At 73.1% G+C, this 22,832-nt stretch carries 25 protein-coding genes and 1 other RNA gene; 23 read left to right on the top strand and 3 right to left on the bottom strand.

What is annotated here, in order from left to right; genetic code table 11:
- Positions 1-39: 39 nt before the first annotated feature.
- Both ACFSHS_RS03865 and ACFSHS_RS03860 read left to right on the top strand, forming a co-directional pair.
- Positions 40-498 (top strand): hypothetical protein, encoded by a 459-nt coding sequence (locus ACFSHS_RS03865; protein ID WP_376871977.1) that lies wholly within the window; start codon positions 40-42, stop codon positions 496-498.
- Positions 495-1,577: a hypothetical protein gene (locus tag ACFSHS_RS03860; protein WP_376871975.1), complete on the top strand. Its 1,083-nt coding sequence runs from the start codon at positions 495-497 to the stop codon at positions 1,575-1,577. Before ACFSHS_RS03865 ends, ACFSHS_RS03860 begins: the two co-directional genes overlap by 4 nt.
- 104 nt (positions 1,578-1,681) lie before the next feature.
- Here the strand turns inward: ACFSHS_RS03860 and ACFSHS_RS03855 are convergent, their stop codons facing one another.
- Complete coding sequence (locus ACFSHS_RS03855) at positions 1,682-1,918, bottom strand: hypothetical protein (RefSeq protein WP_376871972.1); 237 nt, start codon at positions 1,916-1,918, stop codon at positions 1,682-1,684.
- 56 nt (positions 1,919-1,974) lie between these two features.
- Here ACFSHS_RS03855 and cutA point away from each other — a divergent pair, with 56 nt between their 5' ends.
- Both cutA and ACFSHS_RS03845 read left to right on the top strand, forming a co-directional pair.
- Positions 1,975-2,310, top strand: coding sequence for a divalent-cation tolerance protein CutA (cutA, locus tag ACFSHS_RS03850; RefSeq protein ID WP_376871970.1), 336 nt, complete (start codon positions 1,975-1,977; stop codon positions 2,308-2,310).
- A gap of 104 nt (positions 2,311-2,414) precedes the next feature.
- Positions 2,415-4,202 carry a putative bifunctional diguanylate cyclase/phosphodiesterase gene (locus ACFSHS_RS03845; RefSeq protein WP_376871967.1) on the top strand — a complete coding sequence of 596 codons (1,788 nt, stop codon included), beginning with the start codon at positions 2,415-2,417 and terminating at the stop codon, positions 4,200-4,202.
- Between the two features lie 70 nt (positions 4,203-4,272).
- Here ACFSHS_RS03845 and ACFSHS_RS03840 read toward each other — a convergent pair whose 3' ends face one another.
- Positions 4,273-4,560, bottom strand: coding sequence for a DUF6343 family protein (locus ACFSHS_RS03840; protein ID WP_376871964.1), 288 nt, complete (start codon positions 4,558-4,560; stop codon positions 4,273-4,275).
- Between the two features lie 46 nt (positions 4,561-4,606).
- Between ACFSHS_RS03840 and prfB the strand changes: the two genes are divergently transcribed.
- The 13 genes from prfB to ssrA all read left to right on the top strand — a co-directional run bounded on the left by prfB (position 4,607) and on the right by ssrA (position 16,359).
- Positions 4,607-5,719 carry a peptide chain release factor 2 gene (gene prfB, locus ACFSHS_RS03835; protein ID WP_376871962.1) on the top strand — a complete coding sequence of 371 codons (1,113 nt, stop codon included), beginning with the start codon at positions 4,607-4,609 and terminating at the stop codon, positions 5,717-5,719.
- Positions 5,720-5,914: 195 nt separating this feature from the next.
- Positions 5,915-6,604 carry a cell division ATP-binding protein FtsE gene (gene ftsE, locus ACFSHS_RS03830; protein WP_376871960.1) on the top strand — a complete coding sequence of 230 codons (690 nt, stop codon included), beginning with the start codon at positions 5,915-5,917 and terminating at the stop codon, positions 6,602-6,604.
- Positions 6,605-6,664: 60 nt separating this feature from the next.
- Positions 6,665-7,549, top strand: a complete 885-nt coding sequence (gene ftsX, locus ACFSHS_RS03825; RefSeq protein ID WP_376871957.1) for a permease-like cell division protein FtsX — start codon at positions 6,665-6,667, stop codon at positions 7,547-7,549.
- A 105-nt stretch (positions 7,550-7,654) separates the two neighbouring features.
- Positions 7,655-8,131, top strand: coding sequence for an SsrA-binding protein SmpB (smpB, locus tag ACFSHS_RS03820; RefSeq protein WP_376871954.1), 477 nt, complete (start codon positions 7,655-7,657; stop codon positions 8,129-8,131).
- Positions 8,132-8,180: 49 nt separating this feature from the next.
- The gene (locus ACFSHS_RS03815; RefSeq protein WP_376871951.1) at positions 8,181-9,104 is read left to right on the top strand and encodes an NADP-dependent oxidoreductase; all 924 of its coding nucleotides are present in this window, start codon (positions 8,181-8,183) and stop codon (positions 9,102-9,104) included.
- Positions 9,101-10,000, top strand: a complete 900-nt coding sequence (locus ACFSHS_RS03810; protein WP_376871948.1) for an amidohydrolase family protein — start codon at positions 9,101-9,103, stop codon at positions 9,998-10,000. The genes ACFSHS_RS03815 and ACFSHS_RS03810 overlap by 4 nt, the downstream gene beginning before the upstream one ends.
- Positions 9,997-10,377, top strand: a complete 381-nt coding sequence (locus tag ACFSHS_RS03805; RefSeq protein ID WP_376871945.1) for a VOC family protein — start codon at positions 9,997-9,999, stop codon at positions 10,375-10,377. The genes ACFSHS_RS03810 and ACFSHS_RS03805 overlap by 4 nt, the downstream gene beginning before the upstream one ends.
- Before the next feature lie 44 nt (positions 10,378-10,421).
- A complete protein-coding gene (locus tag ACFSHS_RS03800; RefSeq protein WP_376871942.1) occupies positions 10,422-11,429 on the top strand; it encodes a GNAT family N-acetyltransferase in 1,008 nt (335 codons plus the stop codon).
- A gap of 10 nt (positions 11,430-11,439) precedes the next feature.
- Positions 11,440-12,309: an SCO6745 family protein gene (locus tag ACFSHS_RS03795; RefSeq protein ID WP_376871939.1), complete on the top strand. Its 870-nt coding sequence runs from the start codon at positions 11,440-11,442 to the stop codon at positions 12,307-12,309.
- An 89-nt stretch (positions 12,310-12,398) separates the two neighbouring features.
- Entirely contained in the window at positions 12,399-14,018 is a 1,620-nt protein-coding gene (locus ACFSHS_RS03790) for an SLC13 family permease (RefSeq protein ID WP_376871936.1), read from the top strand.
- A gap of 258 nt (positions 14,019-14,276) precedes the next feature.
- Positions 14,277-15,416 carry a magnesium and cobalt transport protein CorA gene (locus ACFSHS_RS03785; protein ID WP_376871933.1) on the top strand — a complete coding sequence of 380 codons (1,140 nt, stop codon included), beginning with the start codon at positions 14,277-14,279 and terminating at the stop codon, positions 15,414-15,416.
- 81 nt (positions 15,417-15,497) lie between these two features.
- Entirely contained in the window at positions 15,498-15,914 is a 417-nt protein-coding gene (locus tag ACFSHS_RS03780; protein ID WP_376871931.1) for a protein-tyrosine phosphatase family protein, read from the top strand.
- Positions 15,915-15,984: 70 nt separating this feature from the next.
- Positions 15,985-16,359, top strand: a transfer-messenger RNA (tmRNA) gene (gene ssrA / locus ACFSHS_RS03775).
- Positions 16,360-16,732: 373 nt separating this feature from the next.
- Here ssrA and ACFSHS_RS03770 read toward each other — a convergent pair.
- Entirely contained in the window at positions 16,733-16,918 is a 186-nt protein-coding gene (locus ACFSHS_RS03770) for a hypothetical protein (protein WP_376871929.1), read from the bottom strand.
- 221 nt (positions 16,919-17,139) lie between these two features.
- Between ACFSHS_RS03770 and ACFSHS_RS03765 the strand changes: the two genes are divergently transcribed.
- From ACFSHS_RS03765 to ACFSHS_RS03740, 6 genes are all read left to right on the top strand, one after another.
- Positions 17,140-18,378: a four-carbon acid sugar kinase family protein gene (locus ACFSHS_RS03765; protein WP_376871927.1), complete on the top strand. Its 1,239-nt coding sequence runs from the start codon at positions 17,140-17,142 to the stop codon at positions 18,376-18,378.
- A 35-nt stretch (positions 18,379-18,413) separates the two neighbouring features.
- Positions 18,414-19,457 (top strand): 4-hydroxythreonine-4-phosphate dehydrogenase PdxA, encoded by a 1,044-nt coding sequence (gene pdxA / locus ACFSHS_RS03760; protein WP_376871924.1) that lies wholly within the window; start codon positions 18,414-18,416, stop codon positions 19,455-19,457.
- A gap of 28 nt (positions 19,458-19,485) precedes the next feature.
- A complete protein-coding gene (locus ACFSHS_RS03755) occupies positions 19,486-20,325 on the top strand; it encodes a DeoR/GlpR family DNA-binding transcription regulator (RefSeq protein WP_376871922.1) in 840 nt (279 codons plus the stop codon).
- A 326-nt stretch (positions 20,326-20,651) separates the two neighbouring features.
- The gene (locus tag ACFSHS_RS03750) at positions 20,652-21,161 is read left to right on the top strand and encodes a LysR family transcriptional regulator (protein WP_376871920.1); all 510 of its coding nucleotides are present in this window, start codon (positions 20,652-20,654) and stop codon (positions 21,159-21,161) included.
- A gap of 68 nt (positions 21,162-21,229) precedes the next feature.
- Positions 21,230-21,595 (top strand): LysR substrate-binding domain-containing protein, encoded by a 366-nt coding sequence (locus ACFSHS_RS03745; protein WP_376871917.1) that lies wholly within the window; start codon positions 21,230-21,232, stop codon positions 21,593-21,595.
- Between the two features lie 65 nt (positions 21,596-21,660).
- Positions 21,661-22,779, top strand: a complete 1,119-nt coding sequence (locus tag ACFSHS_RS03740) for a tartrate dehydrogenase (protein WP_376871915.1) — start codon at positions 21,661-21,663, stop codon at positions 22,777-22,779.
- Positions 22,780-22,832: the final 53 nt, after the last annotated feature.

The raw sequence follows: 22,832 nt of genomic DNA, 5'->3' as shown, positions 1-22,832 counted from the left end.
CGGTGTCCGGATCACTCAGCGCAGCTTACGTTCGAGGCCATGGGGATCAGGGGCACCGGCGTGCTGGCCGTGGCCCTCCTGCTCGGTGGCCTGACCGCCTGCACCGACGACGAGGACACCGCCGCTCCCGCTGCCCGCGACGACGTGGCCGTGCCCTCCTACCAGGCGCCGCCCAGAGCGCCGGACTTCTGCGCACGCCTGGCCGGCTCCCGGTACGTCGACGCCATCCCGACCGCGGTCGGCACGCTGCTGCTCGAGCCGCGGGACGACCGGGCCCGGCGCGAGCTCTCCGGAGCGGTGGCCGAGCTGGAGGCCGTCCTCGACGAGGTGTGGCGCGAACCCCGGTCCGACGACCTGAGCGCCGGCATGGAGGACCTGCTGGCGGCCCTCTACTCGGCGACGGCCAACCCGGTCGACGAGCAGCTCGCCATCCGCATCGCCGACCGCCTCGACGTCGTCGGCGAGCGGGTCCAGCCGGTCTGCGAGTTCCCGGTATGAGGGCGGCCGCGTTCGTCACCGGTGCGGTGCTGGCGCTGTCGCTGCAGGCCGTGCCGGCGTCGGCGGAGCCGCTGCCGAGGTCCTGCGCGGCGAACCCCGACCGGGTGCCCGTGGCCACGAACTTCCCGCTGGAGGCGTGCGTCGGAGTGGACGGCGTCTCGGTGCGCAATCCGCTCGACGTCCCCGTCCGCGTCTCCGTGTCGGGGTCGCCCGGCGGTCCCGTGCCGGTCGGCGTCGAGGACGGTCCGGTCACCACGGTCACCCGGTCGGTGCTCGGTGGGGACGGCGTCCTGCTCCCCGGCGACGTCGTGAGCTGGCCGCTGGGGCCGGAGCGGATCGAGGTGACCGCCGTCGACGTCGCCCCCGCACCGGCGGCGATCGCCGCCGACCTGGAGGGCGTCCTGCCGGAGCGGGACGGGACCGAGGCGCTCCGGCCCTACGCCTCGCTCATCGGTGACCTCCTGCCCGTGATGGACCGGCGGCGGGACTGCCTGCGGGGCGAGAACTTCCTCGGCCGGGCCGCCTGCGACGTCGGCACAGCCACCGCGATCGGCCGCGCGGTCAGCGCCCGGCTCCCGGCGGAGACCGCCGGAGACGCCGGCGAGGTACTGCTCGACCGCGCCCGGTGGGCGCGATGGTCGTCTCTGCGCGCCCCCAGGTTCCGCGGCACGCTCCTCGTCCCGGCGGCCGTGCCGCCGCCCGGGGCCGTACCCGGCGGCGGTGTCCCGGGTGACGTCGTCCCGAGGGAGGGTGCGACCCCGGGTGCCGCGGCCGTGGCCGTGGGACCCCCGGCTCCGGCCGCGGCTACCCCACCCGCAGCCGGTGCGCGCCCGCCGGCTCCACCGCAGAGCCCGCCCCCGCCGGGCCCACGCCCGGCTCCTGCCCCTGCCCCGGCCCCGGCTCCTGCTCGGCCGAACCCGCCCCCGCCCGCTCCGCCGGCGCAACCCGCCCCCGTCGAGGACGACGAGGACGACGACGGGAACGGCAAGGGCAACGGGAACGGCAAGGGCAACGGCAAGGGCAACGGCAACGGCAACGGCAACGGCAACGGCAAGGGCAACGGGCAGAAGGACGACTGACCCCGAGCCGCTGACGGCCCGCCGGCCGGGCGGCCCGCCGAGGGGGACGGAGGTGGGGAGCGCGGGTGCCCCCTCCGCCGAGGACGCGCGCTCTCCGGCGACGGTCAGCCGCCGCGCTCGATCTCGGCCTGGGTGACGCCGCGCAAGGCCGTCATCAGGGACTCGTCGGACATGTCGCCGCGGTCGAGCGCCTCGCGGGCCGGCCCGGGCAGCAACTCGATCTCGACCGTGTCCAACCACGCCACGTCGGTCCCGTTGCGGCGACCCACCTGGAGCCCCTCGCCGTCCTGCCGCAGGACGTACTCCTCGCTGTCGATCCGGATCGTCATGTCGTCGGTCATGACCGGCCCCTACCCGCGGGGACCGGCGTTCCACGCCCGCATCGGTGGAGGAGAGGATGACGGGCGTGGACGAGGAGTACTGCGAGGTCGTCGTCACCGCCGGCGACGCCGACTGGCTCGCCCGCTTCACCCGCACGCTGGTCGAGGAGCGGCTCGCCGCCTGCGGGCACCAGCTGGCCGCGATCCGGTCGGTCTACCGGTGGCAGGGTTCGGTGCACGACGAGCCCGAGGCGCGCGTGGCGCTGCACACCCGGCGTTCCCTCGTGCCGGCCATCGTCGCCCGCACCGCCGAGCTGCATCCCTACGACGTCCCCTGCGTGATCGCCCTCCCGCTGGTCGGTGGCAATCCGGCCTACCTCCGGTGGATCGCCGAGGAGACCCGCCCGGCCTGAACCCGGTGGTGGCGTCCCACTCCTCTCGGGTACCGGAGCGCCGAGGTGTCGTGCCCCGGTCACGCCTGCCGATGGAGTGATGAAGGGCCGCCACAGGTGTGTCCGTGGCCGACGGGGGAGACGTGCGAGAAGGATCGGGCAAGGCGGAGCTGCCGCTCGACGTGGGCCGACGCGAGGGCGCGGCCACGGCCGACGCCGTCGTCGTCGAGGCCGTGCTCGACGCCCTTCCCTCCCCGACGGTCCTGCTCGATCCCGACGGCACGGTGGTCATGGGGAACCGGGCCTGGCGGGCGGCGGGAGAGGAGCTCGGGGAGCACATCACCGAGGGCGCCGACTACTACGCCGATGCGCTCCGGCTGCACGACGACGCCGATGCCCGCGCCCTCGTGCACGCCCTCCGGGAGCTGGCGCAGGGCCGGCGCTCCGAGGTGTCGGTCGACCGCGCACTGCCCAGTCCCGCGGACGGTGACCTCCGCTGGTTCCACGTGCAGGCCACACGGGTCGACGAGGCCGGCCACGTCGTCGTCACGCACACCGACGTGACCGCGCGCGTCCGCGCCGAGCAGGCGTCGCACTGGCAGGCCCGGCACGACCACCTCACCGAACTCCCCAACCGGGCGCACCTGCACGAGCTGATCGAGACCGAGCTGCGCAGGGCGCAGCGCTCGATCGCGGTGCTGTTCCTGGACGTCGACGGGTTCAAGGACGTCAACGACTCACTGGGGCACGAGGTCGGGGACGAGCTGCTCCGGCAGGTCGCCGCTCGCCTGATGGCCGGCACCCGGGCCGAGGACACCGTGGGCCGCCTCGGCGGGGACGAGTTCGTCGTCCTGTGCCGGGACTGCGACGCCGACGGCGCGGAACTGCTGGCGCGCCGGTTCCAGACCGCCTTCGCGGCGCCGTTCGGCGTGGCCGGCCGCGCCCTGCGGCTCTCGGCGAGCATCGGCATCGCCGCCGCGGCCCCGGGCGGGTCCACCGCCCTGCGCTCCACCGACCTGCGCTCCACCGACCTCGTCCGCGACGCAGACCTGGCCATGTACGCCGCCAAGGCGGCGGGCCGCAACCGGGTCCGGGTGTTCAGCCCCGACCTGCGGCACGCCGTGCAGCAGAGGGTCCGGCTGGCCGCCGAGCTGGCCGAGGCGATCGACGACGGCCAGCTGGTCCTGCACTACCAGCCCGTGCTGCACCTGCCGAGCGGACAGGTCGCGGGGGCCGAGGCCCTCGTCCGCTGGCGGCACCCCGAGCGCGGCATGGTGCCACCCGGCGACTTCGTCCCGGTGGCCGAGCAGGGCGAGCTGATCGGCCCGCTGACCCGCTGGGTGCTCGGCGAGGCGACCCGCCAGACCGCCGAGTGGGTCCGGCAGGGCCTGCCCTTCCTGGTCGGCGTCAACGTGAGCCCGGCGATGCTGGCCGCCGGCACCGTGGTGGACGACGTCGCCGAGGCACTGGCGGCCTCGGGGCTGGCGCCCGGGCACCTGATGGTCGAGCTGACGGAGACCTCCGTGGCCGAGGACGCCGAACGCGCCGCCGCCCAGTTCGCGGCCTTGCGGGTGTCCGGCGTCGAGATCGCGATCGACGACTTCGGCTCCGGCTACAGCTCCCTGGGCCAGCTGGTCAACATCCCGGCCGGGGTGCTGAAGATCGACCGCAGCCTCGTCACCGGCGCCACGGACCGGCCGAGCCAGTCGGCGGCGGCCATCGCTGCGGTCGTCGGCCTGGCGACGGCGTGCGGCATGCGCAGCCTCGCCGAGGGAGTGGAGACCCCGGAGCAGCTCGCGCTCGCAGCGGAGCTGGGTTGCACCTTCGCGCAGGGCTTCCACATCGCCCCGCCGATGCCGGCCGAGGAGCTGACCCGCTGGCTCACGGAGCGACCGGCGGCCGTCGTGCGCTGAAGGAGGGGAGCCGCGGGCGGCCTCCCCGCAGGATCCCGCCGCGAGCAGCGGGCGGCAGGGAAGTCCCTCCTCAGCCGGGTTCGCCGCGGGCCTTGCGCCGGACGATGACCACGATGTCGACCAGCGCGATGGCACCCAGCACGAGCAGTGCCACGCCGGGCCACGTGGGCAGGTCGGTGGCCAGCCAGCCCAGGCCGCCGAGCACGCTGACCACCAGACCGAACACCGCCAGCACGAGCCGCAACGTCAGGGCCGACTGTGCCGGGGGCGCGCCGGCGAAACCGGCCGTCGGGTCGTGGTAGTCGGGAAGCCCCCGCTGGTAGTCCGCGCGGGAGCGGGGTTCGCGGGGCTCGTTCATGCCGGAAATGACTACCCCTCGTCGGCGCGCACTACCCTGGCAAGACGTGGCTGCTGACTTCTCCGTCGTCCTGGACGAACTGAACACGACCCTGAAGTCGATCGAGGCCGTCCTGCGGGTCGACGACCTGCGCAGCGAGATCGCCGACCTCGAGCAGCAGGCGGCCGCGCCCGACCTCTGGAACGACGTCGAAGCCGCCCAGGCCCTGACCTCGCGCCTGTCCTACCTGCAGGGCGACCTGCGCCGGGTGGAGGAACTCCGCAGCCGGCTGGAGGACGTGGCGCTGCTGCACGAGTTGGCCGTCGAGGAGGGCGACGACGCGACGCTGGCCGAGGCCGAGCGGGAGCTGGCCGGCATCCGCACCGCCATCGACGAGCTCGAGGTCCGCACCCTCCTGTCGGGCGAGTACGACTCCCGCGAGGCCCTGGTGACCATCCGCTCGGAGGCCGGAGGCGTCGACGCAGCCGACTTCGCCGAGATGCTCATGCGCATGTACCTGCGCTGGGCCGAGCGGCACAAGTACCCGACCGAGGTCCTCGACGTCAGCTACGCGGAGGAGGCCGGCATCAAGTCGGCGACCTTCGCCGTCAAGGTGCCCTACGCCTACGGCACCCTCTCGGTCGAGCAGGGCACGCACCGCCTGGTCCGCATCTCGCCGTTCGACAACCAGGGGCGTCGCCAGACCTCCTTCGCCGGGGTGGAGGTGCTGCCGGTGGTCGAGCAGACCGACCACGTCGACATCCCGGAGAACGAGATCCGCATCGACGTCTTCCGCTCCTCGGGCCCCGGTGGGCAGAGCGTCAACACCACCGACTCCGCCGTCCGCATCACCCACCTGCCCACGGGCATCGTGGTGTCCTGCCAGAACGAGAAGAGCCAGATCCAGAACCGCGCCGCCGCCATGCGGGTGCTCCAGGCCCGGCTGCTGGCCAAGCGGCAGGAGGAGCAGCGCGCCGAGATGGACGCGCTCAAGGGGGAGGGGAGCAGCTGGGGCAACCAGATGCGCTCCTACGTGCTGCACCCGTACCAGATGGTCAAGGACCTGCGGACCGAGCAGGAGACCGGCAACACCACCGCGGTGCTCGACGGTGACATCGACGCCTTCATCGAGGCCGGCATCCGGTGGCGTCGTCAGCAGGAGACCGGCGACGCGGCCTGAGCGGGGACCCCGCAGGGGGCCTCCGGCGGGACGTCGGCGACGTCACACTTCCGGCCCCGCCCGAGGCGGACGCCACCGTCCGTGAGCGCCGACCTGGGACTTGCGGGACGCCGGTGACAGTGCGCGAGAACGAGCCCCGGGAGTTCCGTGGCGAACGGGGCATCGTCATAGGCGCGGCAGGTACCGTGGCGCCTCGTGATCGAATTGCAACACGTCACCAAGCTGTACCCGGCGAGTGCCCGGCCGGCCCTCGAGGACGTGTCCACGGAGATCGACAAGGGTGAGTTCGTCTTCCTCATCGGGTCCTCCGGTTCGGGGAAGTCGACGTTCCTCCGGCTGCTGCTCAAGGAGGACACGCCGACCTCCGGCACGATCATCGTCAACGGCAAGAACCTCAACACGATGAGCAAGTGGCAGGTGCCCAAGCTCCGCCGCACCATGGGCTGCGTCTTCCAGGACTTCCGCCTGCTCCGTGACCGCACGGTCGGCCAGAACGTCGCCTTCGCGCTCGAGGTCATCAACAAGCCGCAGCGCACGATCAAGCGTGTCGTGCCCGAGGTGCTGGAGATGGTTGGCCTCGAGGGCAAGGCCAACCGGCTGCCCAGCGAGCTCTCCGGTGGCGAGCAGCAGCGGGTGGCCATCGCCCGCGCGTTCGTGAACCGGCCGCTCGTGCTGCTCGCCGACGAGCCCACCGGGAACCTCGACCCCGAGACCAGCGAGGGCATCATGCTGCTGCTCGAGCGGATCAACCGCACGGGCACCACGGTGATCATGGCGACGCACGACTACCACATCGTCGACTCGATGCGGCGCCGCGTGATCGAGCTCAACGGGGGAGTCCTCACCCGCGACCAGTCGCGCGGCGTGTACGGCGTGGGCCGCTAGTCCGGCTGAGCCCCGGCCGTACCGAGTCTTCCGACTGCCGAACTCCACGACAGGGAATCCATGCGCGTCAACTTCGTCCTCTCCGAGGTGGCCACCGGGCTGCGTCGCAACCTGACCATGACGGTCGCGATGATCCTGACGACCGCCATCTCGCTCGGGCTCATGGGCACCGGCCTGCTGATCGCCGGGATGATCTCCGACATGAAGGAGATCTACTACGACAAGGTGCAGGTCTCCATCTTCCTGGCCGACGACGTCACCGAGGAGCAGCGGGCGGCCATCGAGGCCCGGCTGGAGTCGTCGCCGGAGGTCAAGAACTACATCTACGAGTCCAAGGAAGAGGCCTTCGAGCGCTTCCAGCAGCAGTTCAGCCAGCAGCCGGAGCTGGTCGAGAACACCCCCGCGGACGCCCTGCCCGAGAGCTTCCGGGTCGAGCTGGTCAACCCGGAGCGCTACGAGGTCATCAAGGCCGAGTTCCCGGCGGGCGCCGAGGGTGTGGACCAGGTCCGCGACGAGGGCGACTTCCTCGACCGGTTGTTCAGCCTGCTCAACGGGGCCCGCAACGCGACGATCGCCGTGGCGGTGATCCAGGCGCTGGCGGCGCTGCTGCTGATCTCCAACACCATCCAGCTGGCCGCGTTCAACCGCCGCAACGAGACCAACATCATGCGGCTGGTCGGTGCCTCCCGCTGGTACACGCAGCTGCCGTTCATCCTCGAGGCCGCCGTCGCCGGGCTGATCGGTGCGCTGCTGGCCGTCGGCGGCCTGGTGCTCACCAAGCTGCTGTTCGTCGACCGCACGCTGGCGGGCCCGATCAAGGCGGGGATCATCCCGCCGGTCGACTGGGGCGCCATCGCCGTCATCAGCCCGATCATCGCCGGGGCCGGTGTCGGCCTGGCCGGGATCGCCGCCTACGTCACCCTGCGCCTCTACGTGCGCCTGTAGTTCCCCGCCAGATCTGCACACTCGCGGCCATCAGCAGGCTGATGGCCGCGAGTGTGCAGATCTCGCTGCGTTCGGGGGGAAAGGCGCCCGCAGTAGCCTGGGGTCATGCCGCGTGAGACCGGGCGCAAGCTCATCGCCCAGAACAAGAAGGCGCGGCACGACTACGCCATCCTCGACACCTACGAGGTGGGCCTGGTGCTCACCGGCACCGAGGTGAAGAGCCTGCGCGCCGGCCGCGCCTCTCTGGTCGACGGCTTCGCCTCCGTGGACGACGGTGAGGTGTGGCTGCAGCACGTGCACATCCCCGAGTACACGCAGGGCACCTGGACCAACCACGCGCCGCGGCGCAAGCGCAAGGTGCTCATGCACCGCGCCGAGATCGAGAAGCTGATCGGCAAGACCAAGGAGGGCGGGCTCACGCTCGTCCCCCTCGACCTGTACTTCAAGGACGGCAAGGTCAAGGCCACCCTTGCGCTCGCCCGGGGCAAGAAGTCCTACGACAAGCGGCAGGACCTCGCCGAGCGGGACTCGCGGCGGGAGATGCAGAAGGCCTTCGGCCGGTACGTGAAGGGACGGCGCTGACCGCCGCCTGAGCGAGCCGGCCCCTCCGCGCCCGCATACGGTGATCCGCATGCGCGGAATGGCCTACGACCGGTTCGGCGACGACGGCGTCCTGCAGCTGCGGAACGACCTGGCCGACCCGCCGGTCGGGCCGGACACCGTCCTGGTGCGGGTGCGCGCCGCCGGGGTCAACCCGGTCGACATGGCCATCCGCGCCGGCAACCTGGCCGGGGCCTACCCGCACCACTTCCCGATCGTCCCCGGCTGGGACGTCGCCGGGACCGTCGAGGCGGTGGGCCCCGCGGTCGTCACGTTCACGGCCGGTGACGAGGTGTTCGGCTACGTCCGCCGGGACGACGTGCAGTGGGGGACGGCGGCCGAACTGGTGCCCGCCCCTCAGCGGTGCCTCTGGCACAAGCCGCGGTCGCTGTCCTTCGCCGAGGCCGGCGCCCTCCCGCTCGCCGGGCTGACCGCCTACCAGGCGCTCACCGAGGCGCTCGACGTCGGCGAGGGCGACCGCGTGCTGGTGCACCGCGCCGCGGGCGGGGTCGGCTTCAACGCCGTCCAGATCGCCGTGGCGCTCGGCGCGCACGTCATCGGGACGGCCAGCCCGCGCAACCACGGTTTCCTCAGGGACGCCGGGGCCGCCGAGGTGCTCGACTACTCCGCCGGCCCGATCAGCGCCCAGCTGGGCGAGCCCGTCGACGCCGTCCTCGACCTCGTGGGCGGCGACGCCCTCGCCGACGCACCGAAGCAGGTGCGCGACGTCTCCCGGATCTGCTCGGTGGTGGACCCGGCCGTCAACGAGATGGGCGGGCGCTACGTGTTCGTCCGCCCCGAGCAGCACGACCTCGAGGAGCTCGGCCGCATGGCCGACGCCGGCCAGCTGCGGGTTCCGATCGCGAAGGCGTTCCCGCTGGAGGAGCTGGTCGCGGCGCACCGCCTGGTGGCCGAGGGCCACGTGCGCGGCAAGGTCGTCGTCACGCTGTCGTGAGCTCCATCCCTCCGCCGGCGGACGACGCCGACGTCCCGCGGTACTGGCGCGAGCTGGGCCTGCCCGGCCTGGTGGACGTGCACGTGCACTTCCTGCCCGAGCGGGTGCAGGCCAAGGTCTGGCAGTACTTCGCGCAGGCCGAGAACCACTACGGCACCGGCTGGCCGATCACCTACGCGCTGCCCGACGAGGAGCGGCTGGCCGTCCTCGACCGCCTCGGCGTGCGCGCGTTCCCCACGCTGCCCTATCCGCACAGGCCCGGGATGGCCGCCTGGCTCAACGACTGGTCCGCCGGGTTCGCCGCCGCTCGCCCGCAGGTGCTGCAGTCGGCGACCTTCTACCCCGAGCCCGGGGTCGCCGGGTACGTCGCCGAGGCCCTCGACCGGGGGGCCCGCGTGTTCAAGGTGCACGTGCAGGTCGGGTCGTTCGACCCGCGCGACCCGTTGCTCGCCCCGGTCTGGTCGCTGCTGGAGGAGACCGGCACGCCCGTCGTCATCCACTGCGGCTCCGGGCCGCTCGCGGGGGAGCACACCGGGCCGGTACCGGTGAGCGGCCTGCTCGAGCGCTTCCCACGGCTGCAGCTGGTCATCGCCCATCTCGGCATGCCCGAGTACCGGGAGTTCCTCGATCTGGCTGAGCGGTATAAGCGGGTGCACCTGGACACCACGATGTTCGCCACCGACTTCACCGAGCGGCTGATGCCGTTCGACCCGGCCGACCGCCCGAGACTGTCCCGCCTGCGTGACAAGGTCCTGCTCGGCAGCGACTTCCCCTCCATCCCGTATCCGTACGCCCACCAGCTCGCGGCGCTGCACCGGTTGGAGCTGGGGGAGGAGTGGCTGCGCGCCGTCCTCTGGGAGAACGGCGCCCGCCTGTTCGGCCTGGAGGCGACATGACGCCACGCTTCGCGCTCAGCGCCACGGTGCTGGGCACCCCCGATCCGCGCGGCCTCGCGCGCTTCTACCAGCGGCTGCTCGGCTGGCCACTGCGGGACGACACCGACGAGTGGGCCACCCTCCGGCCGGCCGACGGGAGCACCGGCCTGTCGTTCCAGCAGGAGGTCGATCACATCCCCCCGGTCTGGCCTCCGGAGCCGGGACGTCAGCAGATGCAGCTGCACCTCGACATCGAGGTCGACGACCTGACCGCGGCCTGCGCGCTCGCCGAGGACGCAGGCGCGGAGCACGTGGGCGGCCACGAGGACGACGACGAGATCGTGCGGGTCTACCGCGACCCGGCAGGGCACCCGTTCTGCCTCTTCGTCCGCCGCTGAAAACGAGTGGCCCGGGCGCGGCGGGCTGCCTAGCCTCCGTCGTCGTGGCCGCTCTCCCTGCGCTCCCGGAGGGGCTGACTGTTCGACCCCTCACCGCCGACGACGTCGCCGACGCCGCCGCGCTGCTCGCGGCGGCCGAGGCCGTCGACGACACCGGTGAGCACGAGGACGTCGACGACCTCACCGAGTGGTGGGTCAACGACCTGTTCGACCTGGCGCGGGACGGCGTCGCCGTCCGGACGGCCGAGGGGGAACTGGTCGCCTGGGCGACGGTCCTGGCGCTGCCGACGTTCCGCACCGCCTTCCGGATCACCCTGGAGGCACGGGTCCACCCGGCCTGGCGGAACCGGGGCATCGGCCGCGCGCTGCTGGCCTGGCAGCTGAGCCGCGGGCGGGAGGTGCACGCCGCTCGCCATCCCGAGGCGCCGGCCGTGCTGGAGGTCGGGGCCTACCCGTCCATGCCGTCGCTCGAGTCGCTGCTGCGGCGGACCGGGCTCGTGCAGGAACGCTGGTACTTCGCCATGGAGCGCCCGCTGACCGACCTGCCGGAACTCCCGGCTGTCGACGGCGTCGAGCTGGTCCCCTTCACCTGGGACCGGGACGACGAGGTCCGGCAGGCGCACAACGCCGCCTTCACGCAGCACCACGGCTCCGCGGAGCGGGACGCGACCACCTGGCAGACGCTCTTCACCGGCCAGCGGGCGTTCCGCCCCGACCTGTCGGTCCTGGCCGTGGCCGACGGCGCGGTGGTGGCCTACGTGCTGGCCTACGTCTTCGCCGCCGACACCGCGGCCAACGGCTACGAGCAGGTCGACCTGGGCCAGATCGGCGTCCTCCCCTCGGCGCGAGGGCGCGGACTGGCGAAGGCGACCATCGCCGCGGTGCTGCGCCGGGCGGCGGAGCAGGGCTGCCGCAGTGCCGCACTGCAGGTCGACAGCGAGAACGTCACCGGCGCGCTCGGGCTCTACGAGGGGCTGGGCTTCACCCGGCGGCGGACCCAGGTCACGTGGACGCTCGCACTGCCTCCGGTGGCCGCGGAGCCGCCTCAGTAGGGTGCGGCGCATGGTCAGCGTCGATCAGCCCTCTTTCGACCCCGCGCTCATCGGCCGCGCCCACCGCGCGATCGACCCGCTGCACTCGCAGCTGTACTTCGCGCCCGAGCACGACGAGCACCTGAGCGCGACCGGCCTGCGACCCGGGCGGATGTCGTACTTCGCCGGCCGGGCCGCCCCGATGGGCGCCGTCGGCGCCGGCGTGGTGACGGCGACCTTCTACAACTTCTCCCCGTCCCTGGTCGCGCACATGATCCCGCGCGCGTGGACGCTCGCCTCGCCCGAGCAGGTGCTGGCCGCCCGCCTCGACGCCGCCCGTGCCTCCCTCACCCGGCTGCTCGGCGAGGCGGCCGGCTCCGACGAGGTCGCGGAGCTGGCCGGCCTGCTGCGTGAGGCGTGCGGCGGGCTGACCGCCGAGGGGCGTCCCCTGTTCGCGGGGCACGCCGACCTGCCCTGGCCCGAGGAGCCGCTGCTGGCCGCCTGGCACGGGGCGACCCTGCTGCGCGAGCACCGCGGCGACGGGCACGTCGCCGTCCTGCTGCACGCCGGGCTCACCGGCCTGGAGGCGCTGATCACGCACTCGGCCACCGGGCGCGGGTTCACCGAGGCCGCCGCCAAGGCCACGCGGGGATGGCGGGACGAGGAGTGGGCCGCCGCCTGTGCGGCGCTGGCCGATCGCGGCCTGCTCGACGACGCCGGCCTGACCAGCGAGGGGGAGGAGCTGCGGGCACGGATCGAGCTGCAGACCGACGCGCTGGCCGCCGACCCGTGGCTGTCGCTGGGCGCGGAGAGGACCGCGCGGGTGGTGGAGCTGGGCAAGGGCCTGTCCCGCCGGATCACCGCGGCGGGCGCCTTCGGCCAGGGCATCTTCGGCCGCTGACGGGGACATGCCGGACGGCGCGTCCGCACGGGTCGCTGACCGGCTGCTCCGCTCCTATCGTCAAGGCACATCCCGACACGGGGGGCGCCATGACCGCGACCGAGCGGCAGCAGGGGCAGGTCCAGCGAACCGACGTCGACGCGGCCTTCCGGGGCAGCGCCACCTACCGAAGTCTCGGCGAGCAGGAGCTCAGCCCGGCCGAGGAGCGTTTCGAGAAGGGCCGCCGCACCGTCGGGCTGTTCCTCGCCCCGGCGGTGACGATCGTCTTCGCGCTGCTGCCGGTCGACCTGCCCCGCGACCAGCACCTGCTGGCCGCGATCCTGCTCGGCGTCATCATCCTGTGGATCACCGAGCCGGTGCCGATCCCGATCGGCGGGCTCATCGGCATCGGGGCGATCGTCGTCCTGGGGGTGGTGCCCGCCGCCGACGCCGTCGCCCCGTTCGGGTCGACGACCGTATTCACCTTCATCGGCGCGTTCATCCTGGCCGCCGCCATGCTCAAGCACGGCCTGGCCCGCCGCTTCGCCATGTTCGTGCTGTCCCTGAAGTTCGTGGGCACGTCGACCTACCGCGTGGTCATCGCGTTCGGGGCGATCACGGCGCTGCTGTCGGCCTTCGTCTCCAACACCGCGACCGTCGCCATGCTGCTGCCGACGGCGCTGGGCATCCTGTCGGTGATCGCCAAGCTGCTGCAGGACAAGGAGCTGGTGCGGCCGGACTTCGACCCGCTCCGGCTGCGGGTGGGTGTCGCCCTGATGCTGATGCTGGCCTACGGCGCCAGCGTGGGCGGGCTGCTCACCCCGGTCGGCACGCCGCCCAACCTGATCGGCCGCGGGTTGATCGAGGAGGCGACGGGGGAGCGCATCGGGTTCCTGCAGTGGATGCTCATGGCGCTGCCCATCTGCGCGCTGATGTTCGTGGCGCTGGCCGCGGTGCTGCTGCTCCTCAACCGGCCGGAGATCCGTCGCATCGAGGGCGTCAGCGAGTACGTGCGGGCCGAACGCTCGCACCTGGGGAAGTTCTCGCGGGCCGAGCGCAACACGCTCATCGCCTTCGGGGTCACCGTGTCGCTGTGGATCTTCCCCGGCATCATCGCGCTCGCCGCGGGCACCGACTCGTCCCTCTACGAGACGGTCAGCGGGCGGCTCAACGAGGGCATCGTCGCCGTCATGGGTGCCTCGCTGCTGTTCCTGCTGCCCACCGACTGGAAGTCGCGGGAGTTCACGCTCAACTGGAGCGACGCGGCCACGATCGACTGGGGCACGGTCCTGCTGTTCGGCACCGGCATCATCTTCGGCTCGCTGCTCGACAGCACGGGACTCGCGCTGACCATCGGTGAGGGTTCGGCGGCCACGCTCGGCCTGACCAGCACCTTCGCGATCACGATCTTCGCGGTGATCCTGGCGATCATCATCTCCGAGACCACGAGCAACACCGCGTCGGCGGCCGTCGTCGTCCCGATCATCATCCCGGTCGCCATCGCCGCGGGGGTCAACCCGTTCGTCCCCGCGCTCGCCGCGACGTTCGCCGCGTCCTTCGGTTTCATGCTGCCCGTCTCCACGCCGCAGAACGCGATCGTCTACGGGTCCGGTGTCGTGCCGATCACCAAGATGATCCGGTCGGGGATCTCCTTCGACGTGCTCGGCGCGCTGTTGATCGTGCTGTTCCTCCCGCTGATGGTGGGCCTGGTGCTCGGCAGCCCCGGCTGAGCGGTTCATCCGGGCGGGGGACGCGTGCTGGACAGGCCGTGACACCATGGACGACGGCCTGCGGACGGACGCGGCCTCGACCAGGAGGGAGGAAGCGCATGCGCAGCGAACCTCCCAGTACCGGTCCCGAGGTCCTCCCCGCCTGAAGGACCCCGTCCTCCCCGCCCTTCGCACGCTCAGGGTGGGACCCGGGACGGGGCCGGGCGCGCGAGGACCTCCCGGTGCCCCTCGCCGTCCCTGCCTCCCCGGGAGTCCGTCATGACCGAGCGCCGTCTCGCGCCGCTGACTGCCCTCACCACGCTCACCCGCCGTCCGGTGCGGTCGAACGGGACCGCGTCCGTGACCAAGGTGGCCCCCTCTCCCGCGCCCGTCGGCCGGTCGCGGGTGGTCGACAACGCCGTCTATTCCGAGGGCCGGCGGGTGGCCACGCCGGCCACGGCCGCCGAGAGCCGGGAGGAGCTGGCCGCGGGGGAGGACCGCCTCGCGTGGCTGGGGCTCTACCGGCCCGAGCCGGCCGAGCTCGGTGAGCTGGCCGAGCTGTTCCACCTGCCCGAGCTCGCCGTCGAGGACGCGATCAAGGCGCACCAGCGGCCCAAGTTCGAGCGCTACGGCGGCACGCTGTTCGTCGTCCTCAAGGCGGCCCGGTACCTGGACGAGGCCGAGGAGGTGGAGTTCGGCGAACTCCACCTGTTCCTCGGTGCGGACTTCGCCATCACCGTGCGGCACAGCGAGTCGCCGGACCTCTCCCGGGTGCGGCGCCGGCTGGAGAGCGAGCCCGCGCTGCTGGCCAAGGGCAGCGAGGCGGTGCTCTACGCGACCTTGGACGCCGTCGTCGACGGGTACCGGCCGGTGGTCGACGGGCTGGCCACCGACATCGACGAGATCGAGACCGAGGTCTTCCGCGGTGACCCCGGGGTGTCGCGGCGCATCTACGAGCTCTCCCAGGAGGTGCTGGAGTTCCAGCGCGCCGCCGCGCCCCTGACCGGCATCCTGGCCGCGATCACCGCCGGGTTCGACAAGTACGGCGTCGACGAGGAGCTGCGCAGCTACCTCCGTGACGTCGCCGACCACGTCACCCAGGTGAACGAGCGGGTCGAGGCCTTCCGGTTGCAGCTGCGCGACATCCTGACCGTGAACGCCACCCTGGTCGCGCAGCGGCAGAACGACGAGATCCGCGAGCTCACCGAGGCCAGCATCGCGCAGGGCGAGGAGGTCAAGAAGATCTCCGCGTGGGCGGCCATCCTGTTCGCGCCGACCCTGGTCGGGACCGTCTACGGGATGAACTTCGAGACCATGCCCGAGCTGGGCTGGCAGTTCGGCTATCCGCTGGCGCTGCTGCTGATGGCCGCGGTGAGCCTGGTGCTCTACGTCGTGTTCAAGCGGCGCGACTGGATCTGAGCGGAGCGCGCCGACTCCCGGAGGAGGGCGTTCCGGACGCCAGAATGTCCTTCTGCGGGACGACGCCGACCGTGGAGGCGCATGGCGGACGTCGGGTGGGCCGACGCGCCGGGGGTGCTGCTGCTCCCCGGCGGAGCCCGCGTGCGCGGACGGCGGCTCGGATCCCTCGTGTCACCGGCCGACTTCGCCCTGGTGCTGGCGGCCGGACCGCCGCCGGCCTGGCCGCACCGGCGCGTCCGCTGGCCGGACTTCTGGGTCCCGGTCGACCCGGACGACGCGCTCGACGCGCTGCGGGAGGCCCACCGCCGGGCGCTGACGGGGGAGCGGGTGGAGGTGACCTGCCGGGGCGGGGTCGGGCGCACCGGGACGGCGCTGGCCGCCCTCGCCGTCCTCGACGGTCTGCTGCCGGCCGACGCGGTCGCCTGGGTGCGCCGCGGGTACCACCCGCGGGCGGTCGAGACGCCGTGGCAGCGGCGCTGGCTCGCGCGCGTGCACTGACCCTGGAACACCCCCGGCCCGGGGAACACAGACGCGCCCGGAGCCGTTACGCTTCTCGCACAACTACACAGGGGGTGAATGGTCTCGACTTCGGTCGGGTGACCAGGGGAAGCGAGCCGAGGAAGGCAACGATGAGCTCGTTAACCATCCGTTGCAACCACACAAGCGCCGACTACGATCAGCGCGCGTACGGCCTCGCTGCCTGACGGCAGCTAGGCGTCGCTGTCAGCCCGGGTTCGTCATCGGCCCGGTGCCTGGCATCAGCTAGATGACTCACTGCGCGTGCCGGTCGCGGGCGCGTGCGGGACATCCAACAGCGACTGGGCCCGTCACACCGACTCGTCTGCGTGATCGGTGGGGCCGAGCAGAGGCAACGCAGACTGCGCTCGGAGAAGCCCTGGTGATGCGTCGAAGGACGCGGGTTCGATTCCCGCCACCTCCACCCACCCCGGGGTCTTCGCAGATTGTGCGGAGGCCCTTCGCAGGATGACGAACCGCCCCGGACCTGGAGGTCCGGGGCGGTTCGTCGTCTCGCGCAGGTGCCAGGGGGCCTCGAGGACCGGCCGCAGGCGGCCGCCGCGGAGGTCGCGCAGGTGCTCGGCGTCGACGGCCCTCGCCTACTCCTTCGTCAGGTCACGGAAGCCCCAGTTCGGCGGGTCGGGCTGCAGCAGCGGGCCGGCGGCGGTTCGCTGTTGTGCGGGACGGTCGGCCAGACGTCGCCGGGTCGAGGAGCTCACTCGACGCTTGGGGCCTTGCACGCCGGACGGGTCGCGAAGCCCATCCGGCGGTGAGGCCGGCTCGGCGTCTGGGGGCTGCGATCAGAAGCCGCCGGGACCGCCACCGCCGCCGAGGACGGCGCCCGGCACGTTCCCGAACGGGGTGCCGGTGCGCTTCCCGCACTGCCGGCAGATCTTGTCGTCCGGTCTCGAGGGCTGGTCGCCGTCCGGATGTCGCTGGACGTAGGAGTGAAACCCGAACCGGCACCGCAGTGGCTTCCGCGTCATGAACCGACGCTAGGAGTCGCCGATCCCCCCGAGAAGGGGCGTACGGCCCTGCGCGCCAGGCCTGCGCCGCCCTCCCGGTCGAGAGTCATCCTGCTGCGCGTTTCGCGCGAGCGATGGCGCGGAACGCGCACGGTGTGGCACGCTGCACACCAGGGAGCGCGGCCGCACTGGGCTCGGCGGGCGTCGGAGGACCCGGCGGTGCCGAGCGAAGGAGGCGATCGGTGGTACGAGACGGCGCACCGAGGGTGCTCGTCCTGGCCGACGACCTCTCCGGCGCGGCGGAGACGGCAGCCGTGCTGATGTCGCGCACAACGCGCAGCGAGCTGGTCCTCGCACCGGCAGCCGAGGCGTGGCCGGCCGACGCCGACGTGCTCGTCGTCGACCTCGACGACCGCCAGCTTCCCTCTGACCAGGCCGCCGCCCGAGCGGTGGCCGCGCTGCGTACGCGGCCGGCCGGCCCACCGTCGCGGCAGGTCCTCGCGAAGTTCGACTCCCTGCTGCGTGGTCCCGTGGCGGCCCACGTCGGCGTGCTCCGCGCCCGGGGCGGTGTGGTCGTCGCTCCCGCGCTGCCGGCGCTGCATCGCGTCGTTCACGACGGCGTGCTGACCGTCGACGGCGCGCCCCTGTCGGCGACTGCGGCATGGGCGACCCAGGGGACGACTGCGCCGGACAGCGTCGCCGCCGTGCTCGCGCCGCTGCCCACCGTGCTGCTGGACCTGTCGACCGTGCGATCAGCGACCCTGCCCGATGCCGTCGCGCGAGCGGTCCGGGACGGTCGCGTCCCGGTGTGCGACGGGGACGGTGAGGACGACCTCGACGCGGTGGTCTCCGCGGTGACGGCGTTGTCCGACCAGCTTCCCCTCCTCGCCCTCGCCGGCTCCGCCGGGCTGGCGGCAGCGCTCGGGCGGACGTGGTCCGCGGCACCCGCTGCACCGCCGCCGCCGCATCCTGGGCGGCCGGGCCCCCTCGTCGTCGTCGGCACCGCCGAACCCGTCGCGGCCCGGCAGGTCGCCCGGCTGACCGAGTCCGGTGTCGCCGAGGTCCGTCTCCCGGCTGCCACCCTCCTGGACGGCGAACGGGCGGACGGCTGGCCCGATCGCCTGGCTGCCGGCGTGGGCGTCGGGCCGCTGGTCGTCCGCATCGACCCGGACACGCCGGTGGCGCCGTCGGACTCCCGGAAGCTCGCGGCGGAACTCGGCGAGCTGGTGGGCCGCACGCTGGCCCGGACCGGTCCCCTCGACCTCGTGCTCACGGGGGGTGAGACCGCCCGCAGGGTCCTCGACGCCCTGGGGGTCACGCGGCTCACGCCGGTGGGGCAGGTGCATCACGGGGCCGTCCTGAGCCGGCTGCCCGACGGATCCTCCGTCGTCACCCGCCCCGGCAGCTTCGGTGGCCCTGACTCCCTGCTCATGATCCTCGCGGCGTTGCGTCCCTCAGCCGCGTTGCCGTCCCGACACTGACGACCGCCTCACCGAGGCTCGACGAAAGGCATGCCATGACGACGACTGCTCCTCCCGCCGACACTCCGACCGACGCCCTCACCGCCACCCCCTTCGTCGCCGTCACCATGGGCGACGGCGCGGGCGTGGGGCCGGAGGTCGTCGTGGGCGCTCTGGTGCAGCCCGAGATCGCCGCGCTCTGCCGGCCCGTCGTCATCGGGGACGCGCAGCGCCTGCGGGCGGCCGCCGAGATCCTCGGCGTCGACGCGGAGATCGTCCCCGTCGAGTCGGTCGAGGACGCCGTGTTCGCCCCCGGACGGGTCAACGTCATCGACCTGGGCCTGCTGCCCGCCGACCTGCCGTGGGGCAAGCTGTCCCCGGTCGCCGGCCATGCCGCCTACGAGTACATCCGCGTGGCCAGTGAGCTGGCCATGGAGGGCCGGGTGCAGGCGATCTGCACCGCGCCGCTGAACAAGGAAGCGCTGCACGCGGGCGGGCACGTCTTCCCCGGGCACACCGAGCTGCTGGCACACCTCACCGGCACCGAGGAGGTGTCGATGATGCTCAACTCCCCGCGGATCCGGGTCATCCACGTGACCACGCACATCGGGCTGATCGACGCGGTCGCGAAGATCGAGCCGGGGCTCGTGGAGCGGACGGTTCGCCGCGGCCACGAGGCCCTGCAGCGGGCGGGGATCCCCGCGCCGCGGATCGCCGTCTGCGGCATCAACCCGCACGCCGGTGAGAACGGCCTGTTCGGCTACGGCGAGGAGGAGGAGAAGATCGTCCCGGCGATCGAGCGGCTGCAGGCCGACGGGATCGACGCCCGCGGGCCGCTGCCGGCCGACACGGTCTTCTTCGTCGCCGGCCGCGGCGACTACGACCTCGTCGTGGCGATGTACCACGACCAGGGGCACGGTCCGGTGAAGGTCCTGGGCATCGAGGCCGGCGTCAACATCACCGTCGGGCTGCCGGTCATCCGGACGTCGGTCGACCACGGCACCGCCTTCGACATCGCAGGCACCGGGAAGGTCGAGGTCGGCAGCATGGTCGAGGCCCTGCGTCAGGCGGCGCAGATGGCGCCGAGCCCCGGCGCCTGACCCGCCTCGGCATCCTCCGGGGGACGTCGTGCACCCGACCGGCACCAGGGCAGCGCACCACGCGCCCGGCAACGCCCGTCAGCTCGGATCGCGCCACCGCCGGGAGGAGATTTACCGCCTGGCGACCACGAGTGGGCTGACGTCGGTCGAGGAGCTGGCGGCGACCTTCGACGTGACCGCGTCGACGATCCGTCGCGACCTCGCGACGCTCACCGCCGAGGGCCGGCTGGCGCGCACCTACGGGGGTGCCATGGCGCTGCTCGCCCACCCGGAGTCGTCGCTGCGCCAGCGCCTCGGCGAGGCCTACGACGCCAAGCGCGCCATCGCCCGCTGGGCGGCCGGTCAGGTCCGGGCGGGGGAGACCGTCCTGCTCGACGCCGGCTCGACGGTGGGGGTGCTGGCGCACGAGCTGCGCACGGTCACCCCCCTCACCGTGGCCACCACCGGCCTGACCTCGCTCGAGGCCCTCGCCGGCCTCGACCAGATCCACGTCGAATGCCTGGGCGGCACGCTGCGCCACCTCTCCCGGGGCTTCGTCGGACCGCTCACCGAGGCGGCGCTCGAGCGGATGACCTTCGACCGGGCCTTCCTCGGTGCCGATGGGGTGACGGCGGACGGCGGCATCTGCGAGGCGGGCCTCGACCAGACCCGCCTCAAGGAGCTGATGGCGCGTCGCGCGGACGCCGTCTACGTCCTCGCCCATGCGGCCAAGCTGGGGCACCGCCCCTTCCATTCGTGGGCGCGACTGCCGGCGCCCTGGACGCTGGTCACCGACGACGACGTCCGACCCGAGGCCGTGGCGCCCTTCGTCGCGGCCGGGGTCGACGTGGTGGTCGTCGATCCGAGCGGTCGCGCCGAGCGGGCGTAGGAGGCGTCCGGTCGGTCCGGCGGCCCGGTGCACGCCGCGGCTCGTGTGAGTCACCCCCCGACTGTCGCCGAGCCGACCCGTCGGCCGATGCGTTCCCCGGCGACCGCGGCGAGACGCTGCGACAGGCCGGGGTCCCGGCTCGGATCGCCGTCGGAGGAACTGGGTTCCGGGCACCCGCCGCGCACTGACCCACCGGCCGGCGGAACCGAGCCCGCCCGCCGCGCCGGCCCCGGGCTCGCCCGCCGGGCCGGCGTCGCCGCCGCGCCCCTCCTGCGCGCGCCGCCCCGCCGTTAGGTTGCGCCTATCGGTTCCCCGGAGGTGACGCGGTGGACGCCAGGCAGCTGACCTACTTCCTGGCCGTCGTCGACACCATGAACTTCGGCCGCGCCGCGGAGCAGCTCTACATCGCGCAGCCGTCGCTGTCCCAGGCGATCAGCACGCTGGAGCGGGAGCTCGGGGTACCGCTGTTCCACCGGGTCGGGCGCGGCATCGTGCTGAGCGACGCCGGCGCCCAGCTGATCGAGCCGGCCCGCCAGGTGGTCCGCGACCTGGAGGCCGCACGCGCGGCGGCCCGGTCCGCCCGGGGCCTCCAGCGCGGCCGGGTCGAGCTGATCGCGATGCCCAGCCCCGGCATGGAGCCGTTGTCGACCCTGGTCCGCGACTTCACCGCCGATCACCCGGCGATGACGGTCACGGCGGATGCGGCCTTCACCCCCGAGGAGGTGGTCCAGGCGGTCAAGGCCGGCCGGAGCGAACTCGGGCTGCTCGGCGCGGCGTCGCCGCCGCACACCGGCGGGCTGAACGTCCTGCCGATCGAGGACAGCCGCTGGTCCTGATCTCCCCGCCGGAGGACGGCCCGGCGCAGCGGCCGCGGCAGCACGGGGACGAGCCGGCCACCTCGACGGTGGAGCGGGAGGCGCTCGCCGGCGCGCGGCTCATCGTGAGCAAGCAGGGCAGCCTCATGCGGCGGCTGGTGGACGACGTCCTGGCCAGCGGCGTCGACGCGCAGGTCGTCGTCGAGGTGGAGCACCGCACGTCGATCCTGCCGATGGTGCTGGCCGGGGTGGGGCACGCGGTCCTGCCGTCGTCCTGGACCCCGCTGGCGCAACGCTCCGGCGCGCGCGTCCGGCGGATCGAGCCCGCCGTCCTGCTGCGCATCGCCCTCGTGTCCCGGACCGGCACCCTCACACCGGCGGCACAGGCCTTCGTCCACTGCGTCGAGCGGTACTTGTCCACGAGGGGGGAGACGGCCGGGCTCGCGCAACGATAGGCCGGGGCTATGGAGGGGATCCACGATCCGTCTTGGACGCGGGGGGACGTGGCGCCGTTTCCTCGATGACGACCCCAGCAGTCGTCCCCACGGAGACCGTCATGACCGCCCAGCGCACGTTCCGCATCGCCGCCATCCCCGCCGACGGAGTCGGAGTCGAGGTCGTCGCGGCCGGCCGCGCCGTCCTCGACGCCCTCGCCGAGGCCTCCCGCGGCCGTTTCGCCTTCGCCTGGCAGGAGTTCCCCTGGGGCGCGGACCACTACGCCCGGCACGGCCGGATGATGGACGAGGACGGCCTCGACCAGCTCGAGGCGTTCGACGCCATCTACTTCGGCGCCGTCGGGTGGCCGACCGTCCCCGACCACATCAGCCTGTGGGGCCTGCGCCTCGAGATCTGCCAGAACTTCGACCAGTGGGCCAACGTCCGCCCCGTCGAGTTCCTGCCCGGCATCCAGAGCCCGCTCCGCAAGGCCGACGACACCGACCTGAGCTGGGTCGTCGTCCGGGAGAACTCGGAGGGCGAGTACGCCGGCTTCGGCGGCCGCAACTTCGCCGGCCGCGACGGCCGCGGTGAGGTCGCCGTCCAGTCCGCGGTGTTCACCGAGGTCGGCTGCGAGCGGATCATCCGCTTCGCCTTCGACCTGGCCCGTACCCGGCCCCGCAAGAAGGTCTCCAGCGTCACCAAGAGCAACGCCCAGCAGTACGGCATGGTGCTCTGGGACGACGTGTTCAAGCGGGTCGCCGCCGAGTACCCCGACGTCGAGACCGAGAGCGTGCTGGTCGACGCCATGGCCGCGAAGTTCGTCCTCCGCCCCGAGGACCTCTCCGTCGTCGTCGCGTCCAACCTCAACGCCGACATCCTCTCCGACCTCGGCAGCGCCCTGGCCGGCAGCCTCGGCCTCGCGGCGAGCGCCAACCTCAACCCGGAGCGGCGCTTCCCGTCCATGTTCGAGCCGGTCCACGGATCCGCGCCCGACATCGCCGGTCAGGGCATCTGCAACCCGGTCGGCGCCATCGGCAGCGCCGCGCTGATGCTCGAGCACTTCGGCCTGCACGACGAGGCCAAGGCCGTCCAGCACGCGATCGAGGTCACCACGGGTCAGGGCATCCGCACCCGGGACGTCGGCGGCACGGCCAGCACGCAGGACGTCACCGCAGCGATCATCGGCAAGCTGCTCGCCTGACGGGGCCTCCGCGAAGGGCTCCGGCCAGGCTCGCGGGGTTCTTGCCGAGGCGA

Origin of the sequence: Blastococcus deserti, assembly GCF_042682525.1 — a bacterium.
GTDB classification, from domain to species: Bacteria; Actinomycetota; Actinomycetes; order Mycobacteriales; family Geodermatophilaceae; genus Blastococcus_B; species Blastococcus_B deserti.
Note: the sequence above shows the minus strand (reverse complement) of the source record. Positions and strands in the feature narration are given on the sequence as shown.